Source organism: Agromyces sp. Y782, from assembly GCF_059445405.1.
Genome location: NZ_JCAIUG010000001.1, coordinates 101,846 through 120,910 on the forward strand (window position 1 = coordinate 101,846; position 19,065 = coordinate 120,910).

Here is a 19,065-nt window from a genome sequence, read left to right on the forward strand (position 1 = left end):
CTCAGTCGGTCGGGGCATCCCCGAGGTGCTCGAGCCCGCTGAGGTCGAGTTCGACCTTGTAGGGGCGCGAGTCCCCGGTCACGAGTGCCGGAACGCGCACGTACCGACCGCGCATCCGCAGGTCGTCGAGCACGTCTCGCCACCGCTCGTCGGCTGCCCCATCGAGGAACCCGGCGTGGCGGGGCCGGTCGTCCCCGACGAGTTGCACCCCGATGCGGTACCGGCGAGAGAGCCAGCGGCTCGCGCGCGGCACGAGCACGGCGTGCTGCTCCGGACCGCCGTGCAGGCGCGCCAACTCGATCGCCGGCTGATGGCGATGCGTGTCGGCGACCGGTGAGACGGCACGCACCTCACGCTCCACCCGCGGCGCGTCGACGAGCTCGATACCGTCGAGGGTCGTGAGGTCTCCCCACTGGTCGGGGTTCGTCCGCCTGGACCCGCGCACGAGGCCGGCGACCAGCCACGCGACCGCTGCCACGATCAGCAGCACGAAGGGCCAGAACAGCCACGGCGCGGCATCCGGTCGCACGATGCCGGTTGCGAGGAGCAGCACGAGCACGACGAGATACGGGAGCGGTTCCCAAGCGAGCAACGGCTTCGAACGGGGCGCAGGCATGAGAATCAGGCTATCGCGCCGGATGCCGCGGTGCCCGCCCTCAACGAAGCGAGCAACGGCTTCGAACGGGGCGCAGGCATGAGAATCAGGCTATCGCGACGGATGCAGCGGTGCCCGCCCTCAACGAAGCGAGCAACGGCTTCGAACGGGGCGCAGGCATGAGAATCAGGCTATCGCGCCGGATGCCGCGGCGTCCGCGCCTGCGCCAGCGCCCACGGATGCCCCGGTGCCGCGTTCAGCGCAGGCTCGGCATGAGCTGCGCCACGTCGTCGAGCACCGACTCGTCGCCGGCGTAGAGGCCGTGCTCCCGCGGCCAGTGTGCCACGACGTCGGTGAATCCGAGTTCGGCCGCCCGCCTCACGGCGTCTTCGAAGGCGGCGACGCTCGACAGGCTGTACAGCGACTCCGAGTCGAGTGAGAGAGTGCGGTCGAGGCTCGAGACCTCTCGCCCCGCGTTCGCGCAGGCTTCATCGAGACGTGAACTCAGCTCGGCCAGGCGCCGCCACCAGGCCTCGGTGTCGTCGACCGAGCCGCCGGTCGTCACCCAGCCGTCGCCGAGCCGCGCCGCGAACTCCAGACTTTTCGGGCCCTCGGCAGCAACGTGCAGCGGCATGCGCGGATGCTGCGCCGGCTCGCCGACCATACGGGCGCCCGAAGCCGTGAACCACTCGCCCTCGAAGGAAATGCCGCCCGACCCCGGCCGCTCGAAGCGCAGCAGCACGTCGAGCGCTTCGGTGAACTCGACGAACCGCTCGAAGCGCTGCCGCGGCGTGTACTCGGGCCTGCCCAGCACATACGCATCGAATCCGGTGCCGCCCGAGCCGACGCCGAGCAGCAGCCGGCCGCCCGAGATCTGGTCGAGCGTGGCGACATCCTTCGCGAACGGCACCGGGTGCCGGAAGTTCGGGCTCGCCACGAAGGTGCCGAGCCGAATGCGCTCGGTCACCATCGCCGCCGCGGTGAGCGTCGGCACGGTCGCGTGCCAGGGCTCCCCCGCGAGGCCTCGCCACGAGAGGTGGTCGTAGGTCCAGGCGTGATCGAAGCCGAGCTCCTCAGCGCCGCGCCAGTAGCGGGCGGCCTCGGGCCAGTCGTGCTGCGGAAGGATGACGATGCCGAAACGCATGACCCGAGTCTAGGCAACGCCGCGGCGCCGGCCAGGCCTCAGCCCGCGATCGGGCCCACCGCGGCGTCGAGCGCCTGCCGCAAGTCGTCGATCAGGTCGTCGGCATCCTCGAGTCCGATCGAGAAGCGCAAGTGTCCGAAGCGCTTGAAGCCGTCGGGGTAGAAAGCCACCCGCGGCCCGGTCGTTCCCACGTGCACGATGAGCGATTCGTCGTGTCCGAGCGAGACCGCGGAGGTCACGATCTTCAGCGCCGCGACGAACGCGTTCTGCACCTCGGGGCCTCCGTCGACGGCGAACGACATCACGCCGCCGAACGCCCCGCCGAACTGCGCGGTCGCGAGTTCGTGCTGCGGATGCCCCGACAGCCCCGGGTACGCGACGAACGCGATACGCGGGTCGGCGTCGAGCGCCTCCGCCACGCGCAGGGCGGTCGTGAACGTCTGGCGCAGGCGCAGCGGAAGCGTCACGGATCCGCGCATGATGAGCCACGCGTTGAACGGGCTGATGACCCCGCCGACGTCGACCATCGCATCGGCCTTCAGCTCGGCCACGAGGTCGCGGCGACCGATGACGGCCCCGCCCATCGCATCGCCGTGCCCGTTGATGTACTTCGTGAGCGAATGCACCGAGAGGTCGGCGCCGTGGTCGAGCGGGCGGAAGAACGGTGGCGGGGTGAATGTCGAGTCGACACTGAGCAGGGCATCGGCCTCGTGCGCGAGAGCCGCGACGCCCGCGACATCCGTCACCTTCGTCGTCGGGTTCGCGATCGCTTCGACGTGCACGAGCCGGGTGTTCGGTCGCACGGCCGCGCGCACCGCTGAGAGGTCGCTCGTATCGACGAAATCGGCGTGGATGCCGTACTTGTCGGGCAGCAGCTCGGTGAACAGCCGGAAGGTCGCCTCGTACGAGACATCCGACACGATGACGTGGTCGCCCGACTTCAGGAACGTGAAGAACACGGCATGCAGCGCCGCGACGCCGCTCGCGAGCACGACCGCGTCGTCACCGTGCTCGAGGATCGCGAGTTTGCGCTGCAGTCCGATCTGGTTCGCGCCCGAGTTGCGCGTGTAGAGCGGCGCCTCGGTGCCCGACCAGCTCATCGTCGACGGATCGTCGGGCAAGGCGTAGGAGTTCGCCATCACGATCGGGGTGCGGATGGCCCCCGAACCGCCGTCGACGGCATTGCCGGCGTGCACCGCCTGGGTCGAGTCGGCGAGATGGGTCCAGTCCGCGCGTGTCATAGCTCGACGCTACGCCTGCCGAACCGAGTGTTACGGCGCCCGGCGCCGCCCGGCGCCGCCTCGCGCCCGCCCGGCGCCGCCTCGCGAGTCGGACTCGCGTCGGCTATGCCCGGCCCGTGTCGGCGGGAACCGGCACGAGGTCGATATCGAGAGCGATCGCAGCGGCATCGCGCGGCCGCTCGAACCGCACGAGCACGATGCCGCCGAGGATGAGCAGTCCGCCGAGCCCCTGCAGCGGGCCGACCGCTTCGCCGAGCACGAACCACGCGACGATCGCGGCGAAGATCACCTCGGAGAGGCCGAGGAACGACGAGAGCCGGGTGCCGAGCAGCCGGATCGCGCTGATGCCGGCGACGTAGGCGAATGCGGTCGAGACGACGCCGACCGTGAGCACCGGCGCCCACCACGGCGCGATCGCGCCGAGGTACGGCACGTCGACGAAGGTCGCCGTGTACGGCACGATGCCGATCGCCCCGACCGCGCCGAGCACGATGGCACCGACCACGAAGCCGCTCGCGGCGAGGGCGATCGGCGGCACCGAGGCATCCGCTCGCTCGCCCAGCACGTAGTAGACGCAGACGCCGACCATCGCGAGGCCCGCGAGCAGCAGGCCGACGACGTCGAGCCCGCCGCCGCCCGGCCCGACGACGAGCACGAGGCCGGCGATCGCGAGCACCGACCCTGCGATCACGACGAGCTGCGGCGCACGGCGCTGCCGCGCCCAGGCGAAGAGCACGAGCGCGACGGGCGCGAGGTACTCGATGAGCAGGGCCGTGCTCACGGGAATGAGCGCGATCGACGCGTAGAAGGCCACCTGGGTGCCGACGACGGCGATGAGCGAGTATGCGAGCACCGTCCAGCGGGCGCGCCACAGTGGCCGGAGGTCGAAGCGCAGGGCGATGAGGCCCGGAACGATGAGCACGAGCGCGGCGACGCTGATGCGCGCGAAGACCGCCGCGCCGGGCGACCAACCCGACTCGAGGAGCGGTTTCACCACCGCGCCGCCCGCGCCGAATGCGAGGCCGGCACCGAGGCCGAGAACGATGCCGAGCACACCCCGCGAACCGCGCATCATCGTCTCCTTCGCGTTCGGGCATTGCGGCGCCGTCATGACCGAACGACGTTATGCTCGTGACTGTAGTACACACGGAAGTCAGGAGTCAAATGATTTTCACCGATGACACGACGGCCTCGCTCAACTTCGTCGCGGCGCTCGCCGACACGGTGCCCGAGGCATCCGAATCGGGCACCGACGAGCTCTCGACCCCACAAGAATTGGCCGCGATCCTCGACACCTGGTGGTACACGGGGCGACGCGACGGCGACACCGCCGAGGTCGCCGACGTCGCGGCGGCTCGCGACCGCCTGCGCGCGCTCTGGAGGCTCGACCGAGACGACGCGGTGACCGAGGTGAACGCGATCCTCGCGGAGGCGAACGCCCTGCCCCGACTCGTTCGGCACGACGACCTCGGCTGGCACATCCATGCGACGTCGCAAGACGCGCCGCTGACCGAACGCATCCTCGTCGAGGCCGCGATGGCGTTCGTCGACGTCATCCGTGCCGACGAGACGAACCGCCTGCGCGGCTGCGACGCCGACGACTGCGCCGGGGTCTTCGTCGACCTGTCGAAGAACGCGTCGCGACGCTTCTGCAGCACCCGGTGCGGCAATCGCATGGCGGCGCGGGCGCACCGCGCGCGCGTCGGCGAGTAGCCGCGACACGCGAAACGGGCCGCCACCCGGAGGTGACGACCCGTTCGAAGAAGTTCGCGGTATCAGCGAGAGCCGCAGAGACTACTCTGCTTAGCGGCGCAGACCTTAGCGGCGCAGCTCCTTAGCGGCGCAGACCGAGACGCTCGATGAGCTTGCGGTAGCGGTTGATGTCCACATCGGCGAGGTAGCCGAGCAGACGACGACGCTGACCGACGAGGAGGAGCAGGCCACGACGCGAGTGGTGGTCGTGCTTGTGCTCCTTCAGGTGCTCGGTGAGGTCTTTGATTCGCTTCGTGAGGAGCGCGATCTGAACCTCGGGGGATCCAGTGTCACCGGGGTGCGTCGCGTACTCTTCGATGATCGCCTTCTTGACATCAGCTTCAAGTGCCATAGATGGGATCCCCTCTCTCTTCGTTGCGCGCTGCCCGTGGCCGAATGCCTGGGCTCTCTTTGTGCGCGGCCGTCATGACGGCAACCTCAATACTCTACCAGAGCGGATGCCTCGTGGCCGCCCTGTGCGCATCGCCGCCCTCGTCCGAACTCTGATCCGAGCGCACGCATCGAGGTCAGCCGATCGCGATGACCGCTTTGCCGAGAACTTCCCCGGCGCGGAGCCGCTCGAGTTGACGCGGTACCTGTTCGAGCGGGTGCGGGCCGTCGAGGATCGCCCGCAGCTCGCCGGCGACGGCCAGCGCGGCGAGTTCGGGCAAGTCGCGGTTCGGGACCGCAGCAAGCAACCCGACATGGCCGGCGGCGGCATTCCGGCTGCCGCGCACGCTCGCGATGAGCACCTGCATGATGCGGCGAGGACTCCCGCCGATGGCGACGGCACGCCCGCCGTCGGCGAGCAGCTCGCGCGACCGCGAGGGCGGCAATGCGCCCACCACGTCGAGCACGAGATCGTAGGGCTCGGGTGACGTCGCCGCGCCCTCGATGCCCGCTCCGTCGATACCCGTACCGACGACGTCCGCACCGAGTTCGACGAGCGCGGCGAGCTTCCACGCCGCGCGCTCGACCGCCGTCACATGCGCCCCAGCGCGCGCCGCGAGCTGGATCGCGAACGTGCCGACTCCCCCGCCGGCGCCGACGATGAGCACGCGTCGCCCGCCCAGCGCGCCGTTCTGAGCGATCGCATCTGCGCCGCCGAGCGCCTGCCATGCCATGCTCGCGGCCTGCGGAAGTGCGGCCGCGGTGAGATCGTCGAGTCCGGGCGGCCTCGAAACGAGGGCCTCCTCAGGCGCAACCACGAACTCGGCGAAGCCGCCCCAGCCCGACGCCGAGAGCTCGCCGAAGACGGCATCGCCCACCCGATGCCGGCTCGTGCCGGGGCCGACGGCGACGACCGCGCCCGAGACATCCGAGCCGATCACCCGATGCCTCGGACGGAACGGCGCCGCGAGGCGCACGAGCGTTGCGCCGATGGCGAGGTCGACATCCCAGGAGTTGAGCGACACCGCGGCAACCCGCACCGCGACCTCGCCGGCCGCCGGCACTGGCTCCGGGACATCGGCGAGCCGCATGACGCGCTCGGGCGGGCCGTACCGGTCGAGCACGATCGCACGCATCGGCACGGCGTCCCCTCCCCTCGCACAACGAGTGCTCCGAGGATAGCGAGACCCGACTCTGCGCGGCGGATGCTTGCGCCCGGGCGCGAGGTGCGCAAAGCTGCCCGCATGCGGATTCTCCCCGTCGTCATCGGCGCGATCGTCGCCGTCATGGGCGTGATCTTCATGTTCCAGGGGTTCGGTGTGATCGGCGGCAGCCAGATGACGGGCTCAACCCTGTGGGCCATCCTCGGGCCGATCATCGCGCTCCTCGGCATCGGCCTCATCGTCTACGGGGTGCGCGGCCGCCGCAAAAGCTGACCGCGCGCGCACCGACGCACGCCGGGTGCTTGGCAGAACGGATGCCCCGGGGCAGACTGGCCCCATGGGGTTCGTCATCAAACGGGTCTACGACGCGGCCGAGGCATCCGACGGCTATCGGGTGCTGGTCGATCGGCTCTGGCCGCGCGGGGTGAGCAAAGAGCGCGCCGAGCTCGACCTGTGGGACAAGGAGGTCGCTCCCTCCCCCGAGCTCCGCACCGAGTGGCACCACCACCGCGAACGGTTCGACGAGTTCGCCGAGCGCTACCGCGGCGAGCTCGACGAGAACGAGGCGGCGCAGGAGCTCATCGCCCTCGGCGGGGAACACGAGCGGGTGACCCTGCTCTTCGGGGCGCGCGACGAGGAGGTCAACCACGCGACCGTGCTGCTGGAGTGGCTCGCCGAGCACGGGGCATCCGTCGAGAGTGACGCATCCTGAAATTCGAGGATTGATCAGCGCTTTCCTGTCGATTCCGATGTCGGTGGGTGCTGGTTGAATGAAGACATGCCAGCCACCGCGATCGCACCGTCAGAGACGGCGTTGGCCTTCGAGCTCGCGGCGATCTCGGCGTTCGACGGCATGATCCGGCAGATCCAGGCCGACCAGTTCCGGCGCATCGGGCGCGCTCGTGAACTCGCTGCAGAGGTCGAGGGCGTGACCGCGGCGAGCAGCGCGTCGCAGCGCGACCTCGCCGAACGCTCGTTCGTCGCCGAGCTCGCGACGACGCTCGGTCAGCACGAGGCATCCGCGGCCCGACTGGTCGACGAGGCCGACCGGCTGACCGGCCCGCGTTGGGCGACCCTCGCTGCGCTCGAGCGCGGCGACCTCGGCCTGACGCAGGTGCGATCAGTACTCGAGCTCACCCGGGCACTGCCGCCTGAAGTCGCCGACGCGGTCGAACAGGTGGCCCTCGATGCTGCCACCGCTGCGGCGGCCGACGGCACGGTCTCGACGAACGCCGATGTGCGTCGACGCATGCGCAGGGCGGCCGAGCGCTTGCACCCCGAGGCGTTGGCCGCACGGCAGGTGCGTGCCGTCGACGAACGGCGGGTGTACGTCGACCCGGCGCCAGATGGCATGGCGTGGCTGAGCGTGCCCTCGAGGCCGAGCGCGCGCTCGCGATCAAGCACCGGCTCGACGCGCTTGCGGCGCGCGATGCATCCGGCGATGTTCGCACGACCCGCTCCTGCACCGCCGACGTGCGAACGACGGCACAGCGCGCCGCCGGCCTTGCGGCCGATCTCCTGCTCGGCGGCACGCTGGCCGACGACGAGCGCACCCGGTCCGGCGCAGCTGCGACCGGCGGCGTGCAGCCGCGCATCAACGTCACGGTGCCGGTGCTGACGCTGCTCGGGCTCTCCGACGAGCCGGCTGACCTCGAGGGCTACGGCCCCATCGACGCCGATACTGCTCGACGGCTCGCAGCGCACGCGCCCTCGATGCAACGCATCCTCGTGCACCCCGAGACCGGCGCGGTGCTCAGCTACGGCCGCGAACACTACCGGGCGCCCGCCGACCTCGACGGCTTCGTGCGTTCGCGTGACGGCGGCTGCCGGTTCCCGGGCTGCTCACGCCGCGCCGACCTCACCGACCTCGACCACACTCGTGCGTGGGCGCACGGCGGCAAGACCGAGGCGTCGAACCTCGCGGCGCTGTGTCGCCACCATCACCGCTTGAAGCATGAGAGCGAATGGCGTGTCGTGCACGAACCCGGCGGGGTCCTGCGCTGGACCTCGCCGGCCGGGCACCTCTTGCGCACGCAGCCCGAACGGCCGTTCATGTCGGTCGGGGCGGGCGAGGGGGTCGCACCGCCCGATCCACCGCCAGACCATCCTCGACCACCGGACGCCCCACCGCAGAAGAGCGCCGATCCGCACGAGAGCATCGATCCGCAGCCGAGCTGTGATGAGGAGTTCGCAGCACTGCTGCTTCGATACGAAACCGAAGCGCCGTTCTGATCGCGTGTCACCGACGTTCGCGTGTCGCGCTGCCCCCATACGGTCGCGCGCCGAGACCGAGCGAGCAGGAAGGTGGTCGGGCTCGCTCCGCAACGGCGCCGGAGCAAGATCACCAGGCTCACGGCGCTACCGCGAAAGCAGGAAGATCGCGGGCCACCCCGTGTGCGCGTAGACGATGACGGCGAACACCACGGCGTCGAAGAGCATGTGCACGACGAAGACGTACGTGAGCGACTTCGTGAGCTTGAACGTGTAGCCCTGGATCAACGCGAACGGGATGGTGAGCAGCGGCCCCCACGATTGGTAGCCGAGCTCCCACAGGAACGACACGAACACGATCGATTGCAGCAGGTTCGCCTGCCACGCCGGGAAGTGCCGGAGCAGCAGCACGAACACCGTGCAGACGAAGAACAGCTCGTCCCACGTGCCGACGGCGCCGACGCCGACGAACAGGCGTGCGATCGTGTCGGGCTCGGTCACCGTGGGCCAGTTCTGGTAGACGCCCGAGGTGATGAAGTAGAACGGCAGGATCAGCCAGCCGGCGAGCGTGGCGAAGATCAGGTACAGCCACTGGATGCGATTCCAGCGGTTGCCGGTTCGCCACGGGAATCGGATGACGCGTTCGCGGTACACGAATCGCGAGACGAGGTAGGGCACGAGCACGGCGAGCCCGAGCACGACCGCGAACCGCACCATGCCCTCATTGCTGAGGTCGGCCTTGAGCGAGACGGTCGAGATGATGACCTGTCCGACGGCGATGAGCGCCAGATCGGCGAGCAACCGCTCGGTGCGGCCCGAACGGTCGCAGAGCCACGCGGCGACGAGACCCGCTGCGAGCATCGCGTAGCCCGCGATCGGCACCATGAAGCCGAACAGCAGCACCGCCGCCCCGCACACGAGGAGGGCGGGCACCAAGGCGATCGGATGCGTTCGGACGGCTGCCTGAGCGCCGAGCGCCGGGCTGCGGGAGTCGGGCGTCTGGTCGTCGTCGGTACGCGGCATGCGTTGCCCGTTCTCAGTCGTCGTCGCCGAGGTCGCCGCGACGCGATGCCCGGGCCCAGCGGGAGAGGAACATGGCGCCCGCCTCGTCGTGGATGAGGTCGCCCGCGGTGAGCACCGGATACGGCGTGGCCGGAATGCCCTCGGCCGGGCGCACGTCGACGTGGCGCACGCGCTCGCCACGCTCGTGCAGCCAGTCGGCCATGCGGTAGTCGCCGCGCGAGTCGCCCATCGTGCGCCAGTGCTGCGGGCGGATGCCGCGTTCGGCGAGCAGCTCGATGGCCCGCGCAGCCCCGAGGTCCTTGCCGAGTCGCACCGACTCGACGTCGGTCGAGATGATCGTCGGGTCGATGCGCCAGTGCACGCGCCCTGCGGCATCCGGTCGCTCGTCGCCGTCCCGCACCGTGCCGAAGCCTCGATCAGCGAGCGCGGTGCCGACGTGCGCGTCGAAGCGCGGCTGGGCCGCGAGGTAGTCATCGGATGCCACGTGCACGTGCTGCTCGACCGAGACCATGGCGCGCTTGGTGTCATCGAAGAACGCGAACTCGTCGAAGTGCTCCTCGACGTAGGCGCGCATGTCGGCGGCGAAGTCGGCGGGCATCGCGAGGTCGAGGTCGACGAAGATCTCGCCGAGCCCGTCACCGTCGATCGCGGCCCAGACCGCGCCCTTCTCGCAGATCGCCCAGACGGGCGCTCCCGGCTCGAGCCCCGCGACCAGGAGCGGCGGCACGACCTGCTCGGCGATGAACGCGTCGGAGCGGCCCGTGTTGAAGATCACGGGGTTGCCGGCGTTCGCGAGTGCCGCGAGATCGCGAGCGATCGACGGGATCGCGATCGAGCGGGTCACGGGACTCGCGATGGGGCCGTCGACGTCGAGCAGGAGGCCGAGGAGCGGGGCGGAGGTCACACGTCCACCCTACGGGCGCGGCGTCTCGCCGGGGTCGGCCGTGTCGCCGCCGGGCAGGTGCGAGCGACTCAGGGCGCGGCGCCGGGCCGATGTCGTCGGCAGGTGCAAACATCGAGCCATGCAGCAGATCGTGCCTCCTTACCTGCTCGACCGAATCGCCCAGGCCGCCGGCCCGCGGTATCCGCTCGCGGCCGAGGCCGCGAGGCGCGCGCTGTTGCGCGAACCTCCGGTACGGCTCGGCATCGAGCCTCTGCCCGACCTTCCGAGCGCGCTGCCCGATGCGCCGTCGACGCCAGACCGTCGCATCTCCGACGCCGAAGGCCACGAGGTGCTGCCCGGTCGGCTCGTGCGCCGCGAGGGCGAGCGCGCCACCGGTGACGAGGCCGTCGATGACGCCTACGACGGGCTCGGCGATACGCACCGCATGTTCGACCGCGTCTTCGGGCGCGACTCGATCGACGGTGTCGGAATGCCCCTCGAGGCGACCGTGCACTTCGGCGACCGCTACGACAACGCCTTCTGGGACGGCGAGCGCATGGTGTTCGGCGACGGCGACGGCGAGATCTTCCGCGGATTCACCGATTCGCTGAGCGTGATCGGCCACGAGCTCGCCCACGGGGTCACCGAGCACACGGCGAAACTGCGTTATCAAGGGCAGTCGGGGGCACTCAACGAGCACGTCTCCGACGCGTTCGGCGCGCTCGTCGAGCAGTACGCGCTCGGTCAAGACGCCGAAGCCGCGAGCTGGTTGATCGGCGAGGGCATCTTCACCGACGAGGTGCAGGGGCGGGCGCTGCGGTCGATGCTCGAACCTGGCACGGCGTACGACGACGATGTGCTGGGGCGCGACCCGCAGCCGGCGCACATGCGGGACTTCATCGAGACGTCAGACGACAACGGCGGCGTGCACTTGAACTCGGGCATCCCGAACCGAGCGTTCGCGCTCGCTGCGCTCGAGCTCGGCGGCTTCGCCTGGGAGCACGTCGGGCGCATCTGGTACGACGCGCTCACCTCGGGCCGACTGCCCGTCGATGCCGACTTCGCCACGTTCGCGGCCGAGACGGTGCGGTCGGCACGTGATCGGTACGGGCGCGACAGCGCCGAAGAGCGTGCGGTCGCCGGCGGCTGGTCGGCCGTCGGCATCGAGGTGCCCCAGGGGTAGCCCGCACGAACGCGGGAGTACGATCGGCCCATGGACGTCATCGTGTCTCGCAGCGGTGGCCTCGCCGGGTTGAGGCTCACCTGGGAAGTCCGTGTCGACGAGCAGCCCGACCCCGACGAGTGGTACATCCTCATCGACGAGATCCCATGGGGCGACCCGCCCCCGCTGCCGCCCGAGCCCGACCGGTTCGTGTACCGTATCCGCTGCCCACCGCACGAGGCGACGCTCGCCGAGCGTCAGCTCACGGGGCCGTGGCGTCAGCTCGTCGACCGGGTGCAGGAGACGACGGATCCGCAGCGGCGCGGTCCGCGCGAATCGCCGCCACCACGCCCCACCCGATGAGGCCCTGGGCCGCGAGGTAGGTCGACATGACGACGAGGTCATGCGCGGCGAACCCGTACCCGGGCAGGAACCTCCCAATGGCGAGCACCGAATCCGAGACGACGAAGAACGCGCCGCCGAGGGCGATCCACTTCCCGTGCATCGACGCGCAGGTCGCCATCATGCCGATGGCCGCCGCGTACAGCACGATCGGCGCGGCGAGTATGCCGGCATGCGGCAGCAGCAGGCCGAGCATGACGATCATCCACACCCAGTACACGTACGACCAGACCGGCGGGTGACGACGGGCGCGGGGCATCCGCAGGAAGAGCACGATGTACACCACGTGTGCGAACAGGAACGAAGCAAGCCCGGCCACGAACCAGCCGTCACCCGGGAAGGAGAGCAGCACATCGCCGCCCCAGGAGAACGCGATGCCGGCCAGCAGCATCGGCACGGCGCCTCGAATCGGGCGCACGAGGAGCACCACCGCCAAGGCGAGCAACGGCATCAGCAGCGCCTTGGTCGCCGTCACACTCCACGCCGGGCCGAGGTACAGCAGCAGGAGGTGAGCCGCCGAGAACACCAGATACGGCACGAACGCGATGAGGGGCGATCGGAATCGGTTCACAAGTCGTTCTCTTTCGATGCGGCCACTGATCTTCGATGCGGGTCACTGATCTTCGATGCGGGCCACTGATCGGCCGCACGCCAGACTACCGAAGTGCAGCTTCCGGCGATCGACACCGTCTCCCTCACCCGTCCGATATCGAGCGCGGATCTCGCGGCGCAACGGAAGCGGGATCTCGCGGCGAGCCGGATGGCGCACCAAGGCTGCCGGGCCATCTCTTCGAGCAGCTCCGCGGAGAACCGCGCAATTCGCGGTTCTCGACGAGATCGGGCCGCATGGTCGAGATCGGCAACCTGCTCTACGTGCAGACGAGGGCCGGCACGTCGGTGAGGATCTCGATCGGACCCGGCGGTTCGACGACCACCTCTGCCGACCCCGCGTCGTATTGGAGGTACGTCGCCGTACGCCTCGACGCTCCGCTGCCGCACATGGTGCTCGAACCTCAGGGGCGAACGACGGAGGGACGCGCGTTCCCCGTCGACTTCGACGGAGATCAGCACCTCTCACTCGAGGGCGACTTCGACGGGCACTTCCGCCTGTTCGTGCCGAAGGAGTACGAGCGCGATGCGCTCGACATCTTCACCCCCGACCTCATGGCGGCGATGATCGACGAAGCTCCCGGAATGCACATCGAGATCGTCGACGACTGGGTGATCTTCAGCCGCAACGGCCGGGCCGACTTCGCGGCACCGTCGACGTGGGCGGCGATCGATCAGATCGCGAACCGCGCGGCATCCAGAATCGTCAAACGCGGTGGCCGCTCTCGCGACGAGCGCGTGGTCAGCGGAACGTCGACGGCCGGCAGGGACGCGGCGGCGCGCACCGTGGCCTCTGCCGGCCGTCGACTTGAAAGCTGAGCGGTCAGCTGACGCCGAGCAGGTCGATCACGAAGATGAGCGTCTTGCCCGAGAGCTGGTGGCCGCCGCCTGCCGGGCCATAGGCCTGCTGCGGGGGCACGGTGAGCTTGCGCCGGCCGCCGACCTTCATGCCCGGGATGCCCGCTTGCCAGCCGCTGATGAGCGAGCTGAGGGGGAAGTTGATCGACTGGCCACGACCCCACGAGGAGTCGAACTCCTCGCCGCTGTCGTACTCGACGCCGAGGTAGTGCACGTCGACCGTCGAGCCGGGCTGCGCCTCGGCGCCGTCGCCCACGACGATGTCTTCGATCACCAGGTCGACGGGAGCCGGACCCTCGGGGGCGTCGATCTCAGGCTTGCTGTTCGTATCGGTCATGCATCAACCCAAACAGGTTCGCGGCTTCGTCGCAATCGCGGACAACCGTCCACTCCCCTCTTGCGCTGACTGCGAACACGTTGCATTCTGGAATTCGAGGACTCGTCGCTTGGTAGAGATGTCGGCAATGCCACACCACAGGGCGGCGAGTTTCTTCGTGCGGGCGAGGTGGATTCGTGCGGGCGAGGTGGAGCAGTTGGAGCACGCCGGCTGGCGATCACTCCGAGGAGCCGGCTCCGCCCGGAGCTCGGACCCCGGGACCCCGGACCGCGACCCGCGACCCGCGACCTGAGACCCGTGAGCAGAGAGCCTCAGCTCACGAGGATGCGGCGCTCCTCGACGACGGCCGCGAGCAGCGCCCGCTCGTCGACCAGTGTGCGCTCGTTCGCGAGCCCGGTCGCGATGCGCTGCCGAGTGAAGGCCAGGTGCGTGGCATCCGTGATCAGCTGCTTCATCACACCGATGCGCGGCGGCGTCTGCGACTTCGCCCAGGCTTTCGCCTGGCGCCTGCCCGCGGGCGTTGCGAGCATCTCGACCTCGGCAGGGCTGAACCAGCCGGCGGCACCGTACTCGGCGAGCCGATGTCTGGTGACTCGCACCTCTTGCCTGCGAAGGAAGAACGTGAGCAGCACGGCGGCGATGAAGATCGGCACCTGCACCGTGAAGTAGAGCCCGATGGCGTCGTCGGCGAAGGCGAGCGAACCGTTCCACAGGGCGTGCAGAAGTACCGCGCCGAGGAGGCCGAGCAGGAACCAGCCGATCACGCCGGCTCCCCCGCCCCGACGCGCGCCGATGCCGATCGCAAGGCCGGTGCACACCGTGAAGAGCACGTGCGCGAACGGCGAGAAGAGCCCGCGCACGACGAATGTCGCACCGAGGGTCTGCGCACCACCCTCGGCGAGTGCGGCGCCGAAGTACAGCACGTTCTCGGTGAACGCGAAACCCGCCGCGACCGTGGCCGCATAGACGAGCCCGTCGACCGGTCCGTCGAAGTGCGAGCGCGAGAACGCGAAGATGAGGAGCACCCCGATGCCCTTGGCGAGCTCTTCGACGATGGGCGCCTGCACGACGGCCTGCAGCGCTTCGTCGCGCGCGCCACCCGGTTCGGCGAACGCGAGCGCGAGCTGCACCCCGAGGTCGACGAGCAGCGCGATCGCGACCGACACCGCGGCGCCCCACAGGAACGCGAACCAGAGCGCCCAACGCGGTTCGGGCTCCCAGCGGTCGACCCAGCGCACGGCGAGCAGCACGAGCGCGAGCGGCACGAGCGCGAGGAGCGAGCCGATGGCGAGCGTGGGCAGGCCGAATCCGATCGCGATGTAGGCGAGGACGAGCAGCCCGACGATGCCGCCGATGATGATGCCGACGATCGCGAAGACCAGTCCGCCGCTTCTCGCCTTCGGCGGTGCCGTCCAGATCGGCGGTGCGGGCGACGGGTTCTGGGCTGGGTCGGGGGCCACTGAGGTCACCCGGGCAGCCTATCGAGCGGGCGGCGCGGATGCCTCGAACATGACCCCGGGGTTCAGGATGCCGGTGGGGTCGAAGAGCGCCTTGATGCCGCGTTGCAGCTCGAACGAGTCGTCGCCGAGCTCGTCGGCCAGCCACCGCCGCTTCAGGATGCCGACGCCGTGTTCTCCGGTGAGCGTGCCCCCGAGCGCGACCGCCGTGCGGAACATGGCATCGGCAGCGGCCCACACGTGTTCGGGCACCTCATCGCCCGTGAACACGAAATTGGGATGCAGGTTGCCGTCGCCGGCGTGCGCGATCGTCGGGATCTCGATGCCGTACCGCGCGCCGATCTCCTCGATGGCGCGGAACATCTCGGGCAGCCGCGAACGCGGCACGGCGACGTCTTCGATAAGTACATTGCCGGATGCCGCGAGCGCGGGGTGCATGGCCCGGCGGATGCCGAGCAGGCGCTCGCCCGTCGCGGCATCCGTCGACAGGGTCGCCCGCCCGCCCGACGAGACGAACACGCGGGCGATCGCAGCGGCCTCGTCGGCGGCGCCTCCGCCGTCGCTCTGTGCGAGCAGGAATGTCTCGGCCGGGGCCATCGATTCGAGCGGCGTACCCGCGAGCCCGGCCGGGCCGATGAAGGCGGCGACGCGGGCGAGACCAGCGGCATCGATGAGTTCGAGCACGGCCGGTTGCAGGCGAGCTGCGCTGACGGCAGCGGATGCCGCGGCGGCCGTTTCGATGTCGGGGAATACGGCGGCGACGGTGACGGTCTCGCCCGGTGTGATCGGCCGAAGTCGCACGGTCGCCTCGACGATGACGCCGAGTGTGCCCTCGGAGCCCGTGAAGAGCGCCGTGAGGTCGTAGCCGGTGACGCCCTTCACGGTGCGATGGCCGGTGCGCAGGAGTCGTCCGTCGGCGAGCACGACGGCCAGACCCAGCACGGCCTCGCGAGTGACGCCGTACTTCGCGCAGAGAAGACCGCCGGCGTTCGTCGCGATGTTGCCGCCGATCGAGGAGATCGCGCGGCTCGCCGGATCGGGCGCGAACCAGAGCCCGCGCGGGGCGATGGCGTCGTTGAGGTCGCCGTTGAGCACGCCCGGCTCGACCACGGCGAGCTCATCTGCCTCGGAGATCTCGAGCACTCGGTTCATGTGCGAGAGGTCGAGCACGATCGCACCGGGGCTCGCGATACCGCCCCCTGCGAGGCCCGTGCCGGCGCCGCGGGGCACCACCGGAGTGCCGGTCTCGTGCGCGATGCGCATCACGGCCTGCACCTCGGCGACGGATGCCGCGTGCACGACGGCGATCGGCGGCGTAGCGCTCCGCCACCCGGATCGGTCTTCGCGGCTGGCTTCGAGGTCGGCCGGCTCCGTCGACACGGATGCCCTGAGGGCGTCTTGCAGGAGGGTCACGACGACGTGCGGCATCCCTCCACCATACGTCGCGCCGCTCGTGTCCGATTCCCGCCGGTCGATGTCGGCGGGGCATGCGAGGCTGGGTGCATGACCACCGCAACGAGCACGCGCCGGCTCGCGACCGATCCGCTCGACGACCCCGAGTTCGCCGAGCGCTACCGCGCGATGCAGGCACGCGACTCCCGCTTCGACGGGCAGTTCATCACGGGCGTGCACTCCACCGGCATCTACTGCCGGCCGAGTTGCCCGGCGGTGTCGCCGAAGCCGACGAACGTCAGCTTCTACCTCACCGCTGCGGCAGCCCACGAGGCGGGGCTCAGGGCGTGCAAGCGCTGCCTGCCCGACGCAGTGCCCGGCTCGCCCCAATGGGACTTGCGCGACGACCTCGCCGCGCGCGCCATGCGACTCATCGCCGACGGCGTCGTCGAGCGCGAGGGCGTGCCGGGCCTCGCGACCCGACTGGGCTACACACCCCGGCACCTCACGCGCGTGCTCACCGCCGAACTGGGTGCCGGGCCGCTGGCGCTCGCCCGTGCCCACCGCGCCCAGACCGCGAGGGTACTGCTCACCTCGACGAAACTGCCCGCTGCCGACGTCGCCTTCGCATCGGGGTTCGGCAGCATCCGCCAGTTCAATGACACGATCCGCGAGGTCTACGAGCGCAGTCCGCTCGAGCTTCGTGCGGCCGCCCGGGTGCGCGAGCGACGGCCGACACCCCGTCGATCGGCGACGCGAGGCGCCGCCGAGCCGTCTCCGCTCGCTGTGCCCGCCTGGCCGTCTGCGGCCGTCCCGCCGTCTGTTCCCGCCTCGCCCGCAGAGTCCGGCGTCGTGCGCCTGCGGCTGCCGGCGCGGCCGCCGTTCGACGCCGCCGGGGTGTTCGATTGGCTCGCGGCGCGCGCGCTCGACGGTGTCGAGCGGGTTCACGCCGGCCGGTACGAGCGCACGCTCCGACTGCCGAGCGGTGCGGCGAGCATTTCGCTGGCGCCGGCCGGCGACGCGAACGCTCCCGCCATCGACGTCGAGGCACGGCTCGCGACCCTCGCCGATCTCCCGCCGCTCGTCGCACGAGTGCGGCGGCTCTTCGATCTCGACGCCGATGCGGTCGCCATCGACGCGGCCCTGTCGAGCGACCCCGCACTCGCGGCATCCGTTGCGGAGACGCCGGGCATTCGGGTGCCCGGATGCCTCGATCCGCACGAGCTCGTCTTCCGCGCGCTCATCGGGCAACAGGTGTCGGTGAAGTCGGCGCGCACGTCGCTCGCGCGTCTCGCGTCCGAACTCGGCGAGCACATCGCGCCGCGCGACGACCTGGCTCCGACGGTGCTCTTCCCCTCGGCAGCAGCGATCGCCGAGCACGGCCACACGGTGCTCAGAGGCCCGGCCGCACGCGTGCGCACGATCATCGACGTCGCGAGCCGACTCGAGTCGGGCGCACTCGTCGTCGCCGCCGAGTGCGAGCGTCACGAGCTGACGGCCGAATTGCTCGCAGTGCCAGGCATCGGCCCATGGACGGCCGGGTACGTCGCCATGCGGGTGACCCGGGCACCCGATGTGCTGCTGACGGGTGATCTGGCACTCCGCAACGGAGCCGAGCGGCTGGGGCTGCCCGCCAGCGCTGCGGAGCTCGGGCATGTCGGGCTGCGTTGGGCGCCGTGGCGCAGCTACGCCTCGATGCACCTCTGGCGCGCCGCCGGCACAAAGATCTGATGTCTGTACTCGTGCGTGCGCCCCGACGCGGTACGATCTCGGCATGGCGGTCACCGACGAAGCGATTCTGCGCATCAAAGAGATGATCATCGCGGGCGAACTCGCCCCCGGTGATCGGCTGCCCCCCGAGAAAGAGCTGAGCGAACGGCTCGGGCTCTCGCGGTCGTCACTCCGCGAAGCCGTCAAGGCGCTCGAGGTCATCCGCGTGCTCGACGTGCGCCGCGGCGACGGCACCTACGTCACGAGCCTCGAGCCGCGCCTCCTGCTCGAGGCGATGTCGTTCGTCGTCGACCTGCACGACGACCACTCGGTGCTCGAGATCTTCGCAGTTCGCCGCATCCTCGAACCGGCAGCCACGGCGCTCGCCGCTCGCAACGCCGATGCGGCCGCGCTGCAACGCCTGCGTGAGATCGTCGCGAGCGTCGACCATGCCGCCGATGTCGAGGGGCTCGTCGAACACGACCTCGAGTTCCACCGGGCCATCGCCGACGCCGCGGGCAACACCTACCTCGCAAGCCTCATCGACTCGCTGTCGAGCCATACGGTTCGCGCCCGCATCTGGCGCGGCATCACCCAAGAGAACGCCGTCGAGCGCACCCTCTCCGAGCATCACGCGATCCTCGACGCGATCGCCGCCGGCGACGCCGATCTCGCATCGGCGCTCACGGTGGTGCACGTGAGCGGTGTCGAGCAGTGGCTCCGCGCGGCGCTCTGA

The 19,065-nt window shown here is 70.2% G+C and carries 22 protein-coding genes; 10 read left to right on the forward strand and 12 right to left on the reverse strand.

Annotation, left to right across the window (positions count from 1 at the left end):
* Position 1: 1 nt before the first annotated feature.
* The 4 genes from AC1C2S_RS00485 to AC1C2S_RS00500 all read right to left on the reverse strand — a co-directional run bounded on the left by AC1C2S_RS00485 (position 2) and on the right by AC1C2S_RS00500 (position 4,091).
* On the reverse strand, positions 2–616 hold the full coding sequence (locus tag AC1C2S_RS00485; protein WP_495350579.1) for a hypothetical protein: 615 nt from the start codon (positions 614–616) through the stop codon (positions 2–4).
* A gap of 235 nt (positions 617–851) precedes the next feature.
* Positions 852–1,739, reverse strand: coding sequence for an LLM class flavin-dependent oxidoreductase (locus AC1C2S_RS00490; RefSeq protein ID WP_495350580.1), 888 nt, complete (start codon positions 1,737–1,739; stop codon positions 852–854).
* 38 nt (positions 1,740–1,777) lie between these two features.
* Complete coding sequence (locus AC1C2S_RS00495) at positions 1,778–2,980, reverse strand: trans-sulfuration enzyme family protein (RefSeq protein ID WP_495350581.1); 1,203 nt, start codon at positions 2,978–2,980, stop codon at positions 1,778–1,780.
* A 103-nt stretch (positions 2,981–3,083) separates the two neighbouring features.
* Positions 3,084–4,091: an EamA family transporter gene (locus AC1C2S_RS00500; RefSeq protein WP_495350582.1), complete on the reverse strand. Its 1,008-nt coding sequence runs from the start codon at positions 4,089–4,091 to the stop codon at positions 3,084–3,086.
* Positions 4,092–4,144: 53 nt separating this feature from the next.
* Between AC1C2S_RS00500 and AC1C2S_RS00505 the strand changes: the two genes are divergently transcribed.
* On the forward strand, positions 4,145–4,693 hold the full coding sequence (locus AC1C2S_RS00505; protein ID WP_495350583.1) for a CGNR zinc finger domain-containing protein: 549 nt from the start codon (positions 4,145–4,147) through the stop codon (positions 4,691–4,693).
* A gap of 121 nt (positions 4,694–4,814) precedes the next feature.
* Here AC1C2S_RS00505 and rpsO read toward each other — a convergent pair whose 3' ends face one another.
* On the reverse strand, positions 4,815–5,084 hold the full coding sequence (gene rpsO / locus AC1C2S_RS00510; protein WP_056658110.1) for a 30S ribosomal protein S15: 270 nt from the start codon (positions 5,082–5,084) through the stop codon (positions 4,815–4,817).
* 175 nt (positions 5,085–5,259) lie between these two features.
* Complete coding sequence (locus AC1C2S_RS00515; RefSeq protein WP_495353167.1) at positions 5,260–6,258, reverse strand: NAD(P)-dependent alcohol dehydrogenase; 999 nt, start codon at positions 6,256–6,258, stop codon at positions 5,260–5,262.
* 108 nt (positions 6,259–6,366) lie between these two features.
* On the opposite strand from AC1C2S_RS00515, the gene AC1C2S_RS00520 reads away from it, so the two are divergent.
* From AC1C2S_RS00520 to AC1C2S_RS00535, 4 genes are all read left to right on the forward strand, one after another.
* Positions 6,367–6,558, forward strand: coding sequence for a hypothetical protein (locus AC1C2S_RS00520; protein WP_495350584.1), 192 nt, complete (start codon positions 6,367–6,369; stop codon positions 6,556–6,558).
* A 64-nt stretch (positions 6,559–6,622) separates the two neighbouring features.
* Positions 6,623–6,997 carry a DUF488 domain-containing protein gene (locus AC1C2S_RS00525; RefSeq protein WP_495350585.1) on the forward strand — a complete coding sequence of 125 codons (375 nt, stop codon included), beginning with the start codon at positions 6,623–6,625 and terminating at the stop codon, positions 6,995–6,997.
* A 66-nt stretch (positions 6,998–7,063) separates the two neighbouring features.
* Positions 7,064–7,903, forward strand: a complete 840-nt coding sequence (locus AC1C2S_RS00530) for a DUF222 domain-containing protein (protein ID WP_495350586.1) — start codon at positions 7,064–7,066, stop codon at positions 7,901–7,903.
* Positions 7,867–8,517, forward strand: coding sequence for an HNH endonuclease signature motif containing protein (locus AC1C2S_RS00535; protein ID WP_495350587.1), 651 nt, complete (start codon positions 7,867–7,869; stop codon positions 8,515–8,517). Before AC1C2S_RS00530 ends, AC1C2S_RS00535 begins: the two co-directional genes overlap by 37 nt.
* A gap of 126 nt (positions 8,518–8,643) precedes the next feature.
* On the opposite strand, the gene AC1C2S_RS00540 is transcribed toward AC1C2S_RS00535, so the two are convergent.
* Positions 8,644–9,519 carry a CPBP family intramembrane glutamic endopeptidase gene (locus tag AC1C2S_RS00540; RefSeq protein ID WP_495350588.1) on the reverse strand — a complete coding sequence of 292 codons (876 nt, stop codon included), beginning with the start codon at positions 9,517–9,519 and terminating at the stop codon, positions 8,644–8,646.
* Positions 9,520–9,532: 13 nt separating this feature from the next.
* A complete protein-coding gene (locus tag AC1C2S_RS00545) occupies positions 9,533–10,423 on the reverse strand; it encodes a hypothetical protein (RefSeq protein WP_495350589.1) in 891 nt (296 codons plus the stop codon).
* 118 nt (positions 10,424–10,541) lie between these two features.
* Between AC1C2S_RS00545 and AC1C2S_RS00550 the strand changes: the two genes are divergently transcribed.
* On the forward strand, positions 10,542–11,585 hold the full coding sequence (locus AC1C2S_RS00550; protein WP_495350590.1) for a M4 family metallopeptidase: 1,044 nt from the start codon (positions 10,542–10,544) through the stop codon (positions 11,583–11,585).
* 30 nt (positions 11,586–11,615) lie between these two features.
* Positions 11,616–11,927 carry a protealysin inhibitor emfourin gene (locus tag AC1C2S_RS00555; protein WP_495350591.1) on the forward strand — a complete coding sequence of 104 codons (312 nt, stop codon included), beginning with the start codon at positions 11,616–11,618 and terminating at the stop codon, positions 11,925–11,927.
* On the opposite strand, the gene AC1C2S_RS00560 is transcribed toward AC1C2S_RS00555, so the two are convergent.
* On the reverse strand, positions 11,827–12,537 hold the full coding sequence (locus AC1C2S_RS00560; protein WP_495350592.1) for a lysoplasmalogenase: 711 nt from the start codon (positions 12,535–12,537) through the stop codon (positions 11,827–11,829). The two genes, AC1C2S_RS00555 and AC1C2S_RS00560, sit on opposite strands and share 101 nt — an antisense overlap.
* 275 nt (positions 12,538–12,812) lie before the next feature.
* Here AC1C2S_RS00560 and AC1C2S_RS00565 point away from each other — a divergent pair, with 275 nt between their 5' ends.
* Positions 12,813–13,394 (forward strand): hypothetical protein, encoded by a 582-nt coding sequence (locus AC1C2S_RS00565; protein ID WP_495350593.1) that lies wholly within the window; start codon positions 12,813–12,815, stop codon positions 13,392–13,394.
* A gap of 4 nt (positions 13,395–13,398) precedes the next feature.
* Here AC1C2S_RS00565 and AC1C2S_RS00570 read toward each other — a convergent pair whose 3' ends face one another.
* The 3 genes from AC1C2S_RS00570 to AC1C2S_RS00580 all read right to left on the reverse strand — a co-directional run bounded on the left by AC1C2S_RS00570 (position 13,399) and on the right by AC1C2S_RS00580 (position 16,655).
* Positions 13,399–13,770, reverse strand: coding sequence for an FKBP-type peptidyl-prolyl cis-trans isomerase (locus AC1C2S_RS00570; RefSeq protein ID WP_495350594.1), 372 nt, complete (start codon positions 13,768–13,770; stop codon positions 13,399–13,401).
* 311 nt (positions 13,771–14,081) lie between these two features.
* Entirely contained in the window at positions 14,082–15,239 is a 1,158-nt protein-coding gene (locus tag AC1C2S_RS00575; protein ID WP_495350595.1) for a PrsW family intramembrane metalloprotease, read from the reverse strand.
* 9 nt (positions 15,240–15,248) lie between these two features.
* A complete protein-coding gene (locus AC1C2S_RS00580) occupies positions 15,249–16,655 on the reverse strand; it encodes an FAD-binding oxidoreductase (RefSeq protein WP_495350596.1) in 1,407 nt (468 codons plus the stop codon).
* Positions 16,656–16,730: 75 nt separating this feature from the next.
* Here AC1C2S_RS00580 and AC1C2S_RS00585 point away from each other — a divergent pair, with 75 nt between their 5' ends.
* Positions 16,731–18,350 carry an AlkA N-terminal domain-containing protein gene (locus AC1C2S_RS00585; RefSeq protein ID WP_495350597.1) on the forward strand — a complete coding sequence of 540 codons (1,620 nt, stop codon included), beginning with the start codon at positions 16,731–16,733 and terminating at the stop codon, positions 18,348–18,350.
* A gap of 43 nt (positions 18,351–18,393) precedes the next feature.
* Positions 18,394–19,065, forward strand: a complete 672-nt coding sequence (locus AC1C2S_RS00590; RefSeq protein ID WP_495350598.1) for a FadR/GntR family transcriptional regulator — start codon at positions 18,394–18,396, stop codon at positions 19,063–19,065.

What these genes read in the sequence shown, in the direction of transcription:
- AC1C2S_RS00485 (WP_495350579.1), bottom strand. Translation starts at nt 616, where the DNA reads ATGCCTGCGCCCCGTTCGAAGCCGTTGCTCGCTTGGGAACCGCTCCCG.
- AC1C2S_RS00490 (WP_495350580.1), bottom strand. Translation starts at nt 1,739, where the DNA reads ATGCGTTTCGGCATCGTCATCCTTCCGCAGCACGACTGGCCCGAGGCC.
- AC1C2S_RS00495 (WP_495350581.1), bottom strand. Translation starts at nt 2,980, where the DNA reads ATGACACGCGCGGACTGGACCCATCTCGCCGACTCGACCCAGGCGGTG.
- AC1C2S_RS00500 (WP_495350582.1), bottom strand. Translation starts at nt 4,091, where the DNA reads ATGACGGCGCCGCAATGCCCGAACGCGAAGGAGACGATGATGCGCGGT.
- AC1C2S_RS00505 (WP_495350583.1), top strand. Translation starts at nt 4,145, where the DNA reads ATGATTTTCACCGATGACACGACGGCCTCGCTCAACTTCGTCGCGGCG.
- rpsO (WP_056658110.1), bottom strand. Translation starts at nt 5,084, where the DNA reads ATGGCACTTGAAGCTGATGTCAAGAAGGCGATCATCGAAGAGTACGCG.
- AC1C2S_RS00515 (WP_495353167.1), bottom strand. Translation starts at nt 6,258, where the DNA reads ATGCGTGCGATCGTGCTCGACCGGTACGGCCCGCCCGAGCGCGTCATG.
- AC1C2S_RS00520 (WP_495350584.1), top strand. Translation starts at nt 6,367, where the DNA reads ATGCGGATTCTCCCCGTCGTCATCGGCGCGATCGTCGCCGTCATGGGC.
- AC1C2S_RS00525 (WP_495350585.1), top strand. Translation starts at nt 6,623, where the DNA reads ATGGGGTTCGTCATCAAACGGGTCTACGACGCGGCCGAGGCATCCGAC.
- AC1C2S_RS00530 (WP_495350586.1), top strand. Translation starts at nt 7,064, where the DNA reads ATGCCAGCCACCGCGATCGCACCGTCAGAGACGGCGTTGGCCTTCGAG.
- AC1C2S_RS00540 (WP_495350588.1), bottom strand. Translation starts at nt 9,519, where the DNA reads ATGCCGCGTACCGACGACGACCAGACGCCCGACTCCCGCAGCCCGGCG.
- AC1C2S_RS00550 (WP_495350590.1), top strand. Translation starts at nt 10,542, where the DNA reads ATGCAGCAGATCGTGCCTCCTTACCTGCTCGACCGAATCGCCCAGGCC.
- AC1C2S_RS00555 (WP_495350591.1), top strand. Translation starts at nt 11,616, where the DNA reads ATGGACGTCATCGTGTCTCGCAGCGGTGGCCTCGCCGGGTTGAGGCTC.
- AC1C2S_RS00565 (WP_495350593.1), top strand. Translation starts at nt 12,813, where the DNA reads ATGGTCGAGATCGGCAACCTGCTCTACGTGCAGACGAGGGCCGGCACG.
- AC1C2S_RS00570 (WP_495350594.1), bottom strand. Translation starts at nt 13,770, where the DNA reads ATGACCGATACGAACAGCAAGCCTGAGATCGACGCCCCCGAGGGTCCG.
- AC1C2S_RS00580 (WP_495350596.1), bottom strand. Translation starts at nt 16,655, where the DNA reads ATGCCGCACGTCGTCGTGACCCTCCTGCAAGACGCCCTCAGGGCATCC.
- AC1C2S_RS00585 (WP_495350597.1), top strand. Translation starts at nt 16,731, where the DNA reads ATGACCACCGCAACGAGCACGCGCCGGCTCGCGACCGATCCGCTCGAC.
- AC1C2S_RS00590 (WP_495350598.1), top strand. Translation starts at nt 18,394, where the DNA reads ATGGCGGTCACCGACGAAGCGATTCTGCGCATCAAAGAGATGATCATC.